Source organism: Streptomyces sp. NBC_00341 (assembly GCF_041435055.1).
Taxonomy (GTDB): domain Bacteria; phylum Actinomycetota; class Actinomycetes; order Streptomycetales; family Streptomycetaceae; genus Streptomyces.
Genome location: NZ_CP108002.1, coordinates 4616308 through 4631452 on the forward strand (window position 1 = coordinate 4616308; position 15145 = coordinate 4631452).

A 15145-nucleotide genomic window follows, 5' to 3' on the forward strand; every position below is an offset into this window, starting at 1 on the left:
GTGCGGGTGTACGGGGCGGCCCGGCGGCGGACGGCCGCTGCGTCGGCTCGTGCGTCCCGCTCCTCGCGCCGTCACGCACGGCGCCTATCATGCGCGCCATGCCCCGTGCCCGAGTTCGTTCCCGCCGCCGCCCCCGGGCCTCGGCTGTGGCCGCCGCCTTCCTGACCGCCGTTGTCCCGACCGCGCTGGGCGCCGTAGGGGCCGTGCCCGTCGCCTCCGCCGCGGCCGATTCCGTGGGGCTGCCCGTCGTGCGGTCCGCCCTGGCCGAGGACGACCCCTGCGTCTCGGTCTCCGGCAAGACGGCCAAGGCCGAGCCCTGGACGCTGGGGGCCCTGGGCGCGTCCCGCGCCCGGCCGCTCTCCCAGGGCGACGGGGTGACGGTCGCGGTGGTGGACACGGGGGTGGCCAAGGAGGCGCCCGCGCTGTCGGGCCGGGTGACCGCGCTCGGGGCGGCCGGTGCGGACTGCGTCGGGCACGGCACCTTCGCGGCCGGTCTGATCGCGGCGACGCCCGGGGACGGCAGTGGTCCGGAGGGGCTGGCGCCGCGGGCCCGGATTCTGGCCGTGCGGGGCACGGACGAGCGGGGCGCGACCACGGCGGGCCAGGTCGCCGAGGGGATACGCGGGGCGGCGGACGAGGGCGCCCGCGTGATCTACGTCGCCGTGGCGCTGGACGGCGGCAAGGCGCAGCTGACGGACGCGGTCAGGTACGCGAGCTCCAAGGACGCGCTGGTGGTGGCCCCGGCGGCGCCGGACGCGCTGGCGAGGAACGAGGAGCCGGCGCCCTGGTACTGGCCCGCGGCGGCCCCGGGCGCGCTGGCCGTGACGGACTACGGCCCGGACGGCGGGCGGCCCTCCAACGCGCCGCCGGCCGGCGGCGCGGACCTGGCGGCGCCCGGCGACGCGGTGGTGAGCATCGGCCCCAAGGGCTCGGGTCACTTCATCGGTTCCGGCGCCTCGTTCGCCGCCGCGCATGTCGCGGGCGCGGCGGCTCAGGTCCGCGCGCGCTACCCGCGGTTGAAGGCCGCCGAGGTCTCGCGCCGGCTGACGGAGTCGGCGTATCCGGCCGCGCCGCCCCGGCTGGACCCGTACGCCGCGCTGACGGCCGTACTGACGGACGCCAAGGGCGCCGCGCCCGAGCCGCAGAGGGCGGCGTTGCCGCCCTCGCCACCGGCGGCGCCCCGCACCCGCGCGCTGGTGGTGGCGGGCGTGGGCGGCGGGCTGGTGCTCCTGGTGGCGGCGGGCGCGGTGGTGATCCCGCGCGGCCGGGCCCGGAACTGGCGCCCGGCGGGCAGCTGACTCAGCCCGCCCGCCCCGCCGCCCCGCCGCCCCGCCGCCCCGCCGCCCCGTCAGGGCCTACGCCGCGCCGTCGTCCTCCAGCACCGCCGTCTGCACCTGGATCTGCTTGCGGCGCGTCACCCGCGTACCCCGGCCCGGCGGCAGGTTGCGGCCCTTGACGCTGCCCATGATGAAGCCCTCCGACGGGGGGCACGACAGCAGCAGCGTCGGGGTGTTGACCTCCTGCATGCGGCGCAGCATCGCTTCGCCCAGGCCCCGGCCCGCCCCGGCGGCGGAGCGGGAGACGATCAGGTGCAGGCCGACCTCGTAGCCGAGGGCGAGGTGGTTCAGCAGCGGGTCGAAGGGCGCGTTCATGGCGCTGGTGCCCAGCATGTCGTAGTCGTCCACCAGGATGAACAGCCGCGGCCCGTCCCACCAGTCGCACTTGCGCATCCTGGCCGGCGTGATCTCCGGACCCGGCACGCGGGCCGCGACCGCCCGCGCGGCGCCCGCGATCAGCTCCTTCAGGGCGTCCATCGACACCGCGTGGCCCAGGCGGTAGTCGTCCGGGATCGCCTCCACCAGCTCACGGCGGTAGTCCACGACCATGATCCGCGCCTCGGCCGGGCTGTAGCGGTCCATGATGGCCTTGGCCGTGAGCCGCAGCATGTTGGTCTTGCCGCTCTCCGTGTCGCCGACCACGATCATGTGCGGGGTCTCGGAGAAGTCGTGCCACACCGTGGACAGCCGCTCCTCCTCCAGGCCGATGGGCATCTTGAAGTCGCCCTTGGGCGCCGGGAGTTCGGACAGCGGGAGCCTGGTGGGCAGCATCCGGACCGGCGGGGCCGGGGGGCCCTGCCAGCTCTCCCGGACCGCCGCCACCAGAGCGGCCACACCGTCGGACAGGTCGTCCGCCGACTCCACGCCGTCGATCCGCGGCAGCGCGGTGAGGTAGTGCAGCTTGGCGTCCCGGGTCAGGCCGCGGCCCGGCAGCCGGGGCACGGTCGCGGCGCGCCGCATGTCGATCTCGGAGTCCATGGGGTCACCCATCCGGAGCTCCAGGTGGGTCGCGGCCTGGTCCCGGATGGATGAGGTCAGCTCCACCCAGCGCGCGGTGGTGACGATCAGGTGGATGCCGTAGTTGAGACCTCGCGCGGCGATGGAGCCGAAGGTCTGGATGTACCGGTCGAAGTCCTGGCGCACCGTCGACCAGCCGTCGATCACGAGGAACACGTCGCCGTGCAGGTGCTCGGGGAACTCCCCCGCGGCCCGGCGGCGCCGGAAGTTCGCCATGGAGTCGATGCCGTTGTCCAGGAAGAACCGTTCGCGCTCCGCCAGCAGCGTGGTGACCTCGGCGATCGTACGGCCGACCCGCTCGGTGTCCAGACGCGCCGCGACCCCGCTGACGTGCGGCAGTCCGGCGAGACCGGCGAGCGCGCCACCGCCGAAGTCGAGGCAGTAGAACTGGACCTCGCGGGGGGTGTGGGTGAGCGCCAGCGCGGCCATGATCGTGCGCACCATCGTGCTCTTGCCGCTCTGCGGACCGCCCGCGACGGCGATGTGCCCGCCCGCACCCGAGAGGTCGACGGTCAGCAGGTCGCGGAGCTGGTCGAAGGGGCGGTCGATGACGCCGATGGGGATGGTGAGCCGGCCCCGGTTCGGCGAGCCGGCGCTCGTCAGGCCGAGTTCGGGGTCCGGGGTGAGCGGCGGCAGCACCTGGTCGAGGGTCGCGGGGAGGTCCAGCGGCGGCAGCCACACCTGGTGGGCCGGCGGCCCGGCGGTCAGCAGCCGCTCCACGGCGACGGACAGCAGGGTGTCGGTGGTCTCCTCCTGCTCGCCGGACGGCTCGGGCTCCGGGGTGTCCGGCAGCTGGCGCGGCACGACGTAACTGTTGGTCCACGGGACGGTCTGGCTGGCCACCCGCGCCTGGTTGGCGGTGCCCCGCCGCTGCTGGTACGAGCCGGAGACGTACGCGGCGCGGAAGCGGGTCAGCGCCTCCACGCCCGACTTCAGGAAGCCGCTGCCGGGCTGCGGCGGCAGCTGGTAGGCATCCGGCACACCGAGGACGCCGCGGCTCTCCATGGCGGAGAAGGTGCGCAGACCGATCCGGTACGACAGATGGCTCTCCAGCTGGTGCATCCGGCCCTCGTCCAGGCGCTGGGAGGCGAGCAGCAGGTGCACTCCGAGGGACCGGCCGAGGCGGCCGATCATCACGAACAGCTCCATGAACTCCCGGTGCGCGGCCAGCAGCTCGCTGAACTCGTCGACGACGACGAACAGGCTGGGCAGCGGTTCCAGCGGTACGCCGGAGGCGCGGGCCTTCTCGTAGTCGAGCGCAGAGCTGTAGTTGCCCGCAGAGCGCAGCAGCTCCTGGCGGCGCATCAGCTCGCCGTGCAGGGCGTCCTGCATCCGGGAGACGAGGGCGACCTCACCGGCCAGGTTGGTGATGACGGCGGAGGTGTGGGGGAGTTCGTCCAGACCGAGGAAGGTGGCACCGCCCTTGAAGTCCACGAGGACGAAGTTGAGCGTCTCGGAGGAGTTCGTCAGGGCGAGCGAGAGGACGAGGGTGCGCAGCAGTTCGCTCTTGCCGGATCCGGTGGCGCCGATCAGCATGCCGTGCGGTCCGGTGCCGCCCTGGGCGGACTCCTTGATGTCCAGCTCGACCGGCTCGCCGTCCGCGCCGACCGCGATCGGCACCTTCAGCCGGGAGGGTCCGGTGTGCTGCTGCCACAGGGTGTCCGGTTCGTGGCGGTGCAGGTCGGGAATGCCCAGCAGGGTGGTCAGTTCGACGTTCGCGGACAGTGGTTCCGACGAGTCGGAGGCGGTGCCCAGGCCCATGCGGTACGGGGCGAGACGACGCGCGAGTGACGCGGAGCCCCTCAGCCCGAAGCTGTCGGGCCGGCCGAGCCGGGTGGTCTGCTCCTTGCGCTCGCGGTCGGTGCGTACCAGCCCCAGGTCGTCCTCGGAGATCTCGAAGCGCAGGGTGCTCCGGCCGGGCCGCCAGGTGAGCGCCCCGCTCAGGTCCAGTACGACGGTGTTGCGGAAGCCGGCTCCGTCCACGCGGTGGCCGGCCGGGACGGTGCCCCCGTCCACGACGATCACGGTGAACGGCTCCTCGCGCCCGGGTACGGCGTCCGGGTCGAACTGGGGCCGCTCCATGAACTCGGCGCCGAGCAGGTGCTCCAGCTCCCCCAGGGCGGAGACGGTCATCCGGGTCGGGCCCGCCCCGTCGGTGTCGTGCGGGTGGAGGCTGTGCGGGAGCCACTTCGCCCACTCCCAGTCCGGGCGCCGCTCGTCGGAGACGCACAGCGCGATCCACACGTCGTCCGGCGAGTGGAAGGTGGCCAACTGCGCGATCAGGGAACGGACCACGGACCGGGTCCGCTCCTCGTCGCCCCGGAACAGCACCCGGGCCCAGGCCCGCAGGTAGACGGCGATGGGCTGCTCGGGCACCGTCGCGTAGGCACGGATGAAGCTGCGCAGGGCGTGCGCGCTGAGCGGTTCCAGGTCCTCGACGGGGTTGGTCGAGTTCGGGGTCAGCTTCAGGCCCAGCTTCTGCTCGCCGACCGCCAGCCGGACCTCGCCGAAGTCCTCGTCCTGCGGGCGGCGTTCCCACAGCCGGGTGGTGCCCACCATCGACCACAGGGCGGCTGGTTCGGGGTGGCGCCAGGCCAGGGCCCGCTGCTGGTCCACGATGGCGCCGCGCACCTTGCGCCGGATCTGGGTGAGGTAGCGCAGGTAGTCCCGGCGCTCGCCCTTCAGCTTCTGCTTGCGTTCGCCGGCCTTGCGCATGAACTGGCCGATGAACATCGCGGCGGCGCCGAGCACCATCATGCCCAGGGCGATGTAGATGAATCCGCCGCTGCCCCGGGTCATACCAGGCCGCATGAACATGAACATCATGGAAACCGACATCATCGCCATGGGGAGATACGTCCACACGGCGGAGGTGTCGGGCACCGTCTCGGGGAGGACCGGCGGTTCCTGGAGATTCAGCTCCCCGTCGGGCATCTCCGGGCCCCGGCGTCGGGCCGGGCGGCGGAACAGGACCACACTCAAGGAACCTTCTCCTTACGGGGCAAGGGTGGAGAGCGGGCGGGACGTCGTCGACGTCGCCGGGGCGCCGCCCGTGGGTGCCGGGCCGGGACACGACCGGCGCCGTACCGCCCGGACCGTTGTGCCGCCGTCGCGCGATGTCACAGCCTCGCCACAACCCGGCCCCGCCGTGTCACAGTCCTGCTACGTCATACGTGCGCCGTGCGGCAGACCGGTGCCACGCCACGTCGCGTGCCACGGCACCATCCGTATCAGGCCGCCCTCCGTGTCACGTGGCGAGGTCGCCACGCGGCCTCTCGTGCCATGCGGTCACGCCGGCTCGCGCGGCACCCGTGCGGTGCGCCGGCGGTCACACCGGCTTCTGTCCCGCGGGTCGCGGGCGACATCGTCCACAACAGGCGGCTGATACTACGATCATTCCGCCGCCCCCCAACAACCGGCCCTGTCCCGCGGCTTTGGAACGCGTCCAGCGAGTGTGATGTCCGGCGGTGCGTCAGCCCGCGTTCCCCTGCCCGTACTCAGCAGTGAACCGGAGAAGCGTGAGCCATCCCGATGAGTGACAATCAGGTGGCCGAACTGTGCCGTCTGACGGTACGAGCCCCGGCCAGGACCATCGATCTCGCCGTGCCCGCCGACGTCCCCGTGTCGGACCTGCTGCCGGCGGTGCTCGGCTATGCCGGCGACGACCTGGAGGAAGCCGGTATCGACCACGGCGGCTGGGTCCTCCAGCGGCTCGGCGGTGAACCACTGGACGAGGAACGCACCCTCGACTCGTACGGTCTGCGCGACGGCGACACCCTCTATCTCAGACCGCGCACCGAAGCCCTGCCCGAGGTGCACCTCGACGACCTGGTCGACGGCATCGCCACCACGATGCGGGACCAGCCCTACGGCTGGACCCCCAAGGTCAGCCGGTGGGTGCTGCTCGGCCTCGCGGTCGCGCTGCTCATCGGCGGCATGGTCGTGATCGCGTGGCCCGGCGGATCCGCCCCGGTCCGGGCCGTGTTCGCCACCGCGGCCGGCCTGCTGCTGCTCGCGGGCGCGGGCTCGGCGAGCCGGGCGGTCGGGGACGCCGGCGCCGGAGCCGCGCTGGGCTTCATGGTGGCGCCGTACCTGGCGCTGGCCGGCTGGCTGCTGCCGGGCGGCGAGCTCAGCGGGCCGCACGCGTACGAGACGCTGGGCGCGCGGCTGCTCGCCGCCGGCGCCGCCGCGGCGGGCGGGGCGGTGCTCGCGCTCGCCGTCGTGGCCGCGTTCGCCGCGGTCTTCGTGGGCGTCGCGGTCGCCTCTGTGTTCGCGGCACTCGTCGCCGTCCTGCTCATCACCACGGACCTGGCGCCCGTGCACGCCGCCGGGATCGTCGCCGTCGTGGCGGTGATCCTCGGCGCGTTCGTCCCCTCGCTGGCGTTCCGGATGTCCGGGATGCGGATGCCACCCCTGCCCACCAACGCCCAGCAGTTGCAGGAGGGCATCGAGCCGCACGCCACGTCCGTGGTCGCGGCCCGCGCCGTCCTGGCCGACGGCTGGATGACCTCGCTGTACGGGGCGGTGGGCGTCGTCGCCGCCGGATGCATCTTCGTACTGGGCCGGGAGCGCGAACTCGCCGAGATCATCATGACGGTGGCTCTGGCCCTCCTGCTCATCCTGCACGCCAGGGGGCTGGGCAACATCTGGCAGCGCATGTCACTGGTGGTCCCGGGTGTGGGCGGGCTGATCCTGCTGGTGGTGGTCGCCGCCCCGGCCGCCTCACCCGGCAACCGGCTGGTGACGGCCGCGGGGATGCTCGCCGCCACGGCGGCCGTCGCCATCGCCGCCTGGACCGTCCCCGGGCGCCGGCTCGTGCCGTACTGGGGCCGTGCGGGCGAACTGCTGCAGTCGGCCCTTGCGATCAGCATGCTGCCGCTCGCGCTGTGGGTGCTCGGTGTGTACAGCACCCTGCGCTCCATCAACGGCTGACCGGAAGGGACACACGCTGCGATGCAGTCCAAACGCGATCAGGTCCAGGCGCACTTGTTCGTCATGGGCCGGCTGACCTCGGGCATGCTGCGCGCGGACCCGGACGCCCCGGAGAGTCCCCAGGGCCGCACCAACCGGGGGATGGTGATCGGGATCGTGATCGCCGTCCTGCTGACGGCGGGGTCCTTCGTCCTCGGTCTGCTCAAGCCCGGCACCAAGGACTCCTGGCGCACGGCCGGGACCCTCGTCGTGAACAAGGACACCGGGTCCCGCTACCTCTACCTGGACGGCCGGCTGCGGCCGGTGCGCAACTACGCCTCCGCGCGGCTGCTCGGGGGCGCGGACATGAAGGCGATGTCGGTCGGCAACGGCTCCCTGAGTGGTACGCCGCACGGGGCACCCATCGGCATCAGCGGAGCGCCGGACGCGCTGCCCGCGAGCGCGGACCTGGACACCGGCCCGTGGCAGGTCTGTTCGGGCGGTGCGACGGGTTCGGCCGCCACCAGCGTGGCGGTGGGCCTGCCGGCCGACGCCGCCGGGCTCCCCACCGACCAGGCGATGCTGGTGACGGGGCCGGACAAGGCCGGCTATCTGGTGTGGCGGGGCAGCAAGCTCCGGCTCGACGAGGACAGCCGTGCCCGTGAGGCCCTCGGCTACGGCTCCACCCCGCGGCTCCCCGTCTCCGCGCCCTTCCTGAACGCCCTGCCCTCGGGCCCCGACCTGCGTTCGCCGGACGTGCCCGGCAAGGGGCAGGACGGGCCGGTGCTGGGCGGCAGGAAGGCCCGGCTCGGAGAGCTGTTCCGGGTCACCGTGCCCGGCTCCGCCGACCGTTACTACCTGCTGCGCAAGGAGGGCCTGACCCCCCTCACCGCGACCGGCGCCGCGCTCGCACTCGGTGACCCGGAGACCCGCGAGAAGGTGTACGGGGGCGGCGCGGCGAAGGTGACCGCCCTGGGCGCGGACGTCCTGAGCAGCCATCTGGCCCCGGGCGCCGCCGAGACGGCACAGGACCAGGGGGTGCCCCCGGCCCCGCCGGAGGCGGTGGCCCTCGGCGGGGACCGCACCGTCTGCGTACGGGTCGAGCCCGGCGAGCGCGGGCCCCGGATCAGTGTGGCCCTGACCGGGACGGACACCCTGGGCCCGGTCTCGCAGGCGCCCCCCGAGGGGCTCACCCCGGCCTGCATGCCGGTCGGCACGATCACCGTACGGCCGGGTGGCGGGTCCCTGGTGCGCGCGCTCGGGGCGAGCGGGAGCGAGCTCGGCACCACCGTCTACCTGGTGACGGACACCGGGATGAAGTACCGGGTGGGGACGGCCGACGCCCTCGGATCGCTCGGCTACGCGGAGGGTCAGGCGGTCGGACTGCCCGCGCCGCTGCTGGCGATGCTGCCGACGGGACCGGACCTGACGAAGGAGGCCGCCGCCCTGGGCCGGAGCGCGACCACGAGCGCGTCCTGCGACCGGAAGTGAGGTGAACATCGGCTGACACGAGAGAAATCGCCCGTGTCACCGAAACGGGACGCGGCGATCGGACGTCCTAGGACGAGAGAGCGCAACGCGGAAGTACCGTCGTGCAGCTGACGGGCGCGTTAAATCTTCGCCCAAATCAACTGATACACGGGGTCGGAGGGAAAAGGGTGACTCAGGCCATTGAGCTGTCAACTGCACTGTCCTTAGGCTCCGTTTGTCCACACGATCCGGACGCCGGTCCGCCGGCCGCGTCCGTACACGCAACGCGCAGCCCGGGTCCGGCGGTGGGCGGCGCGATATTCCAGGAGGCACAGGCACATGGCAGGTACAAGCGGACAGCAGTCACTCGCTTCAGCGACACAGAATGGCGTCACCGCTCTGGAAATGGCCTTCAGCGGCGTCCAGAACAGCCGGCAGGACGTGGAGAACATGAAGCACAACCTGTCCTCCGGATACGCGGGCAGTGACGGTGGCGCGTTCCAGAAGCTGCTCGACCGGTGGGACGGCCAGGCGGAGATCATCTCCAAGAACCTCCGCGACATGATCGGGACGCTGGAGGAGACGATGCGCGCGCAGGGCATCCAGCAGTCCACGGCGAACGAGTCCATCCAGCAGGCGCACAGCCGCGCGGAGGAGATCTTCAACGCGCTGGCGGGCTCCACCGCAGGCAGCTGACGACCGCCCCCGCACCGGGCGTTGTGACCGGCACCCGGGCTCGGCACGACCCCCATCCCGAAGCAACCGCCGCGAGACGAGGACGACCATGACCCCCCCGCTTGACTTCACCGACGGCCAGATCTACGTCGACTACTCCCACATGCAGAACGCCGCCGACGACATGGTCCACCAGACCAAGGCGATCGACAGCATCCTCACCAACCTGGAGGCGGAGCTCCAGGAGCTCCAGCGGACCTGGGAAGGTGACGACAAGGCGGTGTACGGCGAGAAGCAGGCGGCCTGGAACCACGCCGTCGAGGAGATGAAGCGCATCCTCGCCGAGAACTCGGCCCTGCTCGGCGACGTCTCCGACAGCTACCAGTACAGCGAGAAGTCCCTGACCTCGCTGTGGGAGAGCGTGCGCATCGGCAGCTGACCTGCCATAGGGCGACACGCCCCCTGTGTCTCTTCGGGCGGCCGTCCGCGTGTGCGTCACGCGACCGGCCGCCCGCTTCCGTGGGGCGGTGCGCCGACACCCCACGGAAATCCGCGAAACGCCCCGAAGCCGGTGGAAACCCAAGGAAGACAGGAGTAGTGCGCAATGGCCGACAAACCGCCAGTCAATCTCAACAAGGCCTGGATGCAGAGCTTTCTCGACAAGGACGTCGTTCCGTTCCTCGCCAAGATCAAGAAGATCAGGGAGGACGGGAACGCCCCGGACGGGGTGCTGGTACCGGGGATTCCCAATCTCCAGGGCGGGGACGACGGCTCGAAGAAGGCGCACGGCTTCTACGACGGGCAGAAGGTGCCGCTGGCTATCGGCGTGATGGCGGGTGACAAGGACGGCCGGACCAACGGCGGCTACCTCGTCAAGTCCCTGAACGCGATGGTGGATCAGATCGACGAGATCCTCAAGTTCCAGGTCGAGCTCTTCGAGGAGATCGAGGACAACCTGGAGGACTCCATCGAGGAGATGTTCAAGGCCCAGGGCGACAACCTGGAGAAGATCGACGGGAAGAAGTTCGTCAACTTCTTCGAGGGTGTGGACGACATTCTCTCCGAAGGCACCGGCGACTCGAAGGGCGGCGGCGGGGACGACGATGACGACGACTGAGTCCGCGCGCCACCGCCGGCCCGCCCGCGCCCGCCGCGGATTCCCCGTGAGGGCGTCATGACCGCGTGATGCCCGGGTTCATTCCGGCGTGCTGCCGCAGGGGCAGCCCCGTAGGGCGGAATCGCCCGGCCCGTTCTCCTCATCATCCGCCCTGACCGAAAAGGCATCCTGGCATGGCGCTCGACTCCAGCAAGATCACCAACAAGCTCACCAGTGCCAACGACAAGTGGGCCGAGGCGGCCCACTTCTTCACGGGATACAAGGCGCCGGCCCGGAGTGACCTCTTCGACACCCTGGTCGGCAACGAGGGCATTCCGATGATGAAGGTGGAGATATCCGACGTCGGCTATGTCGACTACGTCGACACCGAGGACATGAACTGGCTGACGGACAACGCCGGTTACAAGATCGAGAACACCGACTTCGTCATTCCCTTCTACCACTCCTCGGGTGGTAAGGGCTCCGATGTGACGATGTACAAGGCGCGGATCTCGATGCTCGGCAACACCGGCGGCGGAAAGAGCCCGAGCCAGGGGTACTACGAGGGCGGGCAGTTCTCCAGCCATATCGACGGCCACCTGGGAATGGACGGCAAGCCCACCTGGGACACCACGCCGCTCACCCAGTACGCCTTCGGCACCGGACTGGCGCTGGAGGAACTGCGCAACAACGAGGAGCACGGCACCTACGGTTTCAGCTGGGGCGGCAAGCCCGTGGACGACGCCGACTCCGTCACCCTCGGCAACTTCGACGTGGTGGCCGGCTCCTTCGACCGGGTCGCCCAGTTCTTCGCCAGTCAGCAGAAGCTGGTGGAGGAGTGGCAGAGCAGGGTCGGCAAGGAGAAGGACGATGCCTGGAGGGGCAAGGCCGCAGGTGTCTTCTGGGACCTGGTCCACAAGGTGAACAAGCAGTACTCGGACTATGCCGAGGACATGACTTCGGGCACGGGATCTTCGAAGCAGGGCAATGAGATACGCGCGGCGAAGAAGGACTTCGCGGACGCGGTGGCAGATCTGCACAACGCGTGGATGAAGTGGGAATGGCGGTACGGGAACCCGCTGATCCTGCTGAACACGCTGCTCACCGCGGTCATGAACCACGTGTGGGACCACAACATAACGAAGATCACTTATGAGATCGAGCCCGCCGGGGAGTCCTACTACACGAACTACATCGCGGAGGACAACTTCGACAACGAGGCCGCCATCGAGAAGATCTCTTCCTATGACGGGGAAATGGTCGTTCAGCCGCAGAAGTTCGGTGAGCTCAAGGAGCTCGGGACCTGGCTGAACATCGGGAACAAGGCTGTCGAGATGTGGCAGCAGACGGTCATCGACCAGCTCGACAAGGCCGCGATCGACGCCATGGAGAAGGTGCGCAACAGCTGGAGCAACAGCAAGTTCGACCTGGGGGAAGTGAAGTCCCGGGGCACCAACGGCACCTTGGAGTCGGACTACAAGGACGACAAGGCCGATGTCGCGGAGGAGAAGGCGGCGAAGGACGCGGCCGATGCCAAGGCCGCCGCCGATGACGCCGCGGCCAAGCAGGCGGCGTTCATCCAGTGGCAGAAGGACCAGGCCGCCAAGGCGGAGGCGCAGCGGCTGAAGGACAAGGCCGAGCAGGAGGCCAAGGAGGCCAAGGCCAAGGCCGAGCAGGAGGCCAAGGAGAAGGCGGCCAAGGAGGAACAGGAGCGCAAGGAGAAGGAGGCCGAGGCCAAGGAGGCGGCGGCCAAGGCCGAGCAGGAGGCCAAGGAGAAGGCGGCCAAGGCGGAGCAGGACGCCAAGGAGAAGGAGGCCGAGCAGAAGCAGGCGGAGCAGGAGGCCAAACAGGAGGCCAAGGAGGCCGAGCAGGAGGCGAAGCAGGAGGCGAAGGAGAAGGAGGCCGAGCAGAAGCAGGCCGAACAGGAGGCCAAGCAGGAGGCCAAGCAGGCCGAACAGGAGGCCAAGCAGGACCAGATCCGCAAGGAGCAGGAGAACAAGCAGGCCGAGGCCCAGGCCCGTTCGGAGAACATGCAGATTCTCCAGATGAAGCAGGCCAAGGACGAACAGGAGAAGGCGAAGAAGGAGCAGGACGCCAAGGAGGCCCAGGCCAAGGCCGAGCAGGAGGCGAAGGAGAAGGAGGCCGAGCAGAAGCAGGCGGAGCAGGAGGCCAAACAGGAGGCCAAGGAGGCCGAGCAGGAGGCGAAGCAGGAGGCGAAGGAGAAGGAGGCCGAACAGAAGCAGGCCGAACAGGAGAAGAAGCAGGACCGCATCCGCACCGAGCAGGAGGACCGCCAGGAGCAGCAGCAGGCGGAGCAGGAGAAGAAGCAGGCCGAGCAGGAGGCCAAGCAGGAGGCCAAGGAGAAGGAGGCCGAGCAGAAGCAGGCCGAGGCCCAGGCCAAGCAGGAGGCCAAACAGGAGGAGCAGGAAGCCAAGCAGGACCAGATCCGCAAGGAGCAGGAGAACAAGGAGGAGCAGTACCGGTCCGAGCAGGAGCAGCGGCAGAAGGAAGCCGAGACCAAGCAGGACGAGGTCCGGCAGGAGCAGGAGAAGAAGCAGGCCGAGGCGGAGGCCAAGTACGACAACACCCGCCGGGAAGCCCTGAACGGCGGCGATCTGCCCGATCTGTCGTCCACCCACATCTCCGGCCCCGTCAACGACGGCGCCCTGGACATCCCCGGCGGCGGCGAGTCGCACATCGACTCCAACGGCCGGGTGGTCACCGAATTCCCGGACGGCTCCACCACCACGATCGACCCGGTCACCCACTCCTCGACCCTGACGGGCCCCGACGGTTCGACCAGCTCCGGTCCGCTCAACACCGGTGATCTGCTGTCCAACCCCGGCGGCAGCACCACGCACCTGGACTCCGGCGGCAACGTGGTCACGGACTACCCGGACGGCTCCACCCAGACGATCAACCCGGACACCGGCACCACCACGGTCACCCACCCGGACGGCTCGACGACCTCCGGATACGTCGACGACGCCGGCTCGTCCTTCGGCTCCGGCCACCTCAACAACGGCTCGCTCGACTACACGGCCCCCTCGTACGACGCCCACTCCTACGAGGAGGAGCTGTTCGACGAGAACCCCTACGAGTCGCCCCTGGCCGGCAACGGGGCGGACGCCGGTGCGGCGGGCACACCGGGCCACAACCGCCCGTTCCTGAACAACGGTGCGTTCCCGGGTCCCGCCGCCGACGGCTCGGGCGTCGCGGGCGCCTCGACGGGCGCCGGCACGGGCGGCTCGCCGACGGGCGGCGGGGGCGGCGGCGGTATGGGCGGCGGCATGGGTGGTGGCATGGGTGGCGGCAAGGGCGGCGGCCAGTCGGACACCGGTGAGCGCGTCCGCAACGTGATCGACGGCGAGGTGGTCAACAACCGCCGCCCGCGGCCCGGCGGGGGCCTTCCCCCCAGGAGCGGCCGGTACGCGGACGACGAGGTGCGGGTGGCGGCCGGCGGTCCCACGGCGGGCCGTACCCCCTTCCTGCCGCCGGTGGCCGGTGGCGGTGGCGGCGCGTCCTCCCCGCCGACCCAGACCGAGAGCGGTGAGCGTGCCCGTGACTCGTGGGTGCCGGAGGACGACGACGTGTGGGGCACGGACGAGGGCGGCGCGCCCGCGGTGATCGGACGATGACCGTTACGGGGGCGGGCCCCCGTCACGAACGTATCCACAGGAGCATTCGGAGAGGTGTCCGTTGAGCGAGTCGATGGAAGCGAAGCTGGCCCAGGCGATGGCCGAACTGACGGCCGTCCAGGAAGCCGTGGCGCGTGCCGAGGGCGAGCTCGGCCAGGCCTCGGCCACCATCCGTTCACGGGACCGCGCGGTGGAGGTCACCGTGGGGCCGCAGGGTGAGCTGACGGCGCTGAAGTTCCCGGACAACAAGTACCTGAACATGACGGGACCTCAACTGGCCTCCTCCGTGATGGAGGCGGTCCAGGAGGGGCGCTCACGGATGGCCCGTAGAGTGATCGAGGTCTTCGAGCCGCTGACGCGGGCGGGCGGCGGCGCGACCGGCCTCAGGGGCGTTGACATCGACTGGGACCGGGCCTTCGGCTCGGCACTGGACGATCCGGCCGGCGGGCGGCGGCGCTCCAGGGACCGGCTGCACGACGAGATCCACGAAGACACCGACTGACTCCAGGAAGCGAACCAGGGAGGTACTCATGGCAACGGGCAAGTACGTGGCGAACCCCGGTGGTCTGCGGCGGAGCGACGAGATGATGGAGTCGCTGCCGGAGCGGGCGAAGAAGATCCGGGAGGACTTCATCCGCGACTCGCAGACCTACCGCGGCTGGGCCGGATACACTGATCAGTTCGCCCACGGTGTCCTGCCGAAGTACGAGGCGAACAACGCCTCGTGCCTGGAACTGGTCACGGCCCTGGGCTCCGCGTTCGTGGGGCTCCGGGAAGCGGTCTGGGCCAACGGGCAGCACATCGAGGGCGTCCAGTCCTACGCGAAGGACCAGATCGGGCAGCAGATGTCGAGCCTGGACGGTCCCGGCGAGGACTCGAGCGGGGGCGGCAAGCATTAGGGCCTCTCGTTTGGATCAGGCTGGGCTCGCGGGGTCCGGCGCCGCACCTCGCCGCGTTGTCGTCAATCACCAACGCTCCGCGTTGCCTCAATCCTCCGCCTT

General features: G+C 70.7%; 10 protein-coding genes. 9 read left to right on the top strand and 1 reads right to left on the bottom strand.

Going from position 1 to position 15145, the window contains the following annotated elements:
* The first annotated feature begins 89 nt into the window (after positions 1-89).
* Complete coding sequence (locus tag OG892_RS20795; RefSeq protein ID WP_371629939.1) at positions 90-1298, top strand: S8 family serine peptidase; 1209 nt, start codon at positions 90-92, stop codon at positions 1296-1298.
* A gap of 57 nt (positions 1299-1355) precedes the next feature.
* On the opposite strand, the gene eccCa is transcribed toward OG892_RS20795, so the two are convergent.
* Positions 1356-5330: a type VII secretion protein EccCa gene (gene eccCa, locus OG892_RS20800; RefSeq protein WP_371631664.1), complete on the bottom strand. Its 3975-nt coding sequence runs from the start codon at positions 5328-5330 to the stop codon at positions 1356-1358.
* A gap of 555 nt (positions 5331-5885) precedes the next feature.
* Between eccCa and eccD the strand changes: the two genes are divergently transcribed.
* The 8 genes from eccD to OG892_RS20840 all read left to right on the top strand — a co-directional run bounded on the left by eccD (position 5886) and on the right by OG892_RS20840 (position 15043).
* Positions 5886-7286, top strand: a complete 1401-nt coding sequence (eccD, locus tag OG892_RS20805) for a type VII secretion integral membrane protein EccD (protein ID WP_073736409.1) — start codon at positions 5886-5888, stop codon at positions 7284-7286.
* A gap of 21 nt (positions 7287-7307) precedes the next feature.
* Positions 7308-8756, top strand: coding sequence for a type VII secretion protein EccB (gene eccB / locus OG892_RS20810; RefSeq protein WP_371629940.1), 1449 nt, complete (start codon positions 7308-7310; stop codon positions 8754-8756).
* 318 nt (positions 8757-9074) lie between these two features.
* Positions 9075-9431 carry a hypothetical protein gene (locus OG892_RS20815; RefSeq protein WP_073736411.1) on the top strand — a complete coding sequence of 119 codons (357 nt, stop codon included), beginning with the start codon at positions 9075-9077 and terminating at the stop codon, positions 9429-9431.
* Between the two features lie 88 nt (positions 9432-9519).
* Complete coding sequence (locus OG892_RS20820; protein ID WP_073736412.1) at positions 9520-9849, top strand: WXG100 family type VII secretion target; 330 nt, start codon at positions 9520-9522, stop codon at positions 9847-9849.
* 165 nt (positions 9850-10014) lie between these two features.
* The gene (locus OG892_RS20825; RefSeq protein WP_073736413.1) at positions 10015-10527 is read left to right on the top strand and encodes a type VII secretion system-associated protein; all 513 of its coding nucleotides are present in this window, start codon (positions 10015-10017) and stop codon (positions 10525-10527) included.
* 173 nt (positions 10528-10700) lie between these two features.
* Complete coding sequence (locus tag OG892_RS20830; protein WP_328866211.1) at positions 10701-14144, top strand: AAWKG family protein; 3444 nt, start codon at positions 10701-10703, stop codon at positions 14142-14144.
* 61 nt (positions 14145-14205) lie between these two features.
* Positions 14206-14646 (top strand): YbaB/EbfC family nucleoid-associated protein, encoded by a 441-nt coding sequence (locus OG892_RS20835; protein WP_371629941.1) that lies wholly within the window; start codon positions 14206-14208, stop codon positions 14644-14646.
* Positions 14647-14674: 28 nt separating this feature from the next.
* The gene (locus OG892_RS20840; protein WP_073736416.1) at positions 14675-15043 is read left to right on the top strand and encodes a hypothetical protein; all 369 of its coding nucleotides are present in this window, start codon (positions 14675-14677) and stop codon (positions 15041-15043) included.
* The last annotated feature ends 102 nt before the right edge of the window (positions 15044-15145 follow it).

Bases quoted from the DNA above. Each gene is read 5' to 3' on its own strand.
- OG892_RS20795 (WP_371629939.1), top strand. From the start codon at position 90: ATGCGCGCCATGCCCCGTGCCCGAGTTCGTTCCCGCCGCCGCCCCCGG.
- eccD (WP_073736409.1), top strand. From the start codon at position 5,886: ATGAGTGACAATCAGGTGGCCGAACTGTGCCGTCTGACGGTACGAGCC.
- eccB (WP_371629940.1), top strand. From the start codon at position 7,308: ATGCAGTCCAAACGCGATCAGGTCCAGGCGCACTTGTTCGTCATGGGC.
- OG892_RS20815 (WP_073736411.1), top strand. From the start codon at position 9,075: ATGGCAGGTACAAGCGGACAGCAGTCACTCGCTTCAGCGACACAGAAT.
- OG892_RS20820 (WP_073736412.1), top strand. From the start codon at position 9,520: ATGACCCCCCCGCTTGACTTCACCGACGGCCAGATCTACGTCGACTAC.
- OG892_RS20825 (WP_073736413.1), top strand. From the start codon at position 10,015: ATGGCCGACAAACCGCCAGTCAATCTCAACAAGGCCTGGATGCAGAGC.
- OG892_RS20830 (WP_328866211.1), top strand. From the start codon at position 10,701: ATGGCGCTCGACTCCAGCAAGATCACCAACAAGCTCACCAGTGCCAAC.
- OG892_RS20840 (WP_073736416.1), top strand. From the start codon at position 14,675: ATGGCAACGGGCAAGTACGTGGCGAACCCCGGTGGTCTGCGGCGGAGC.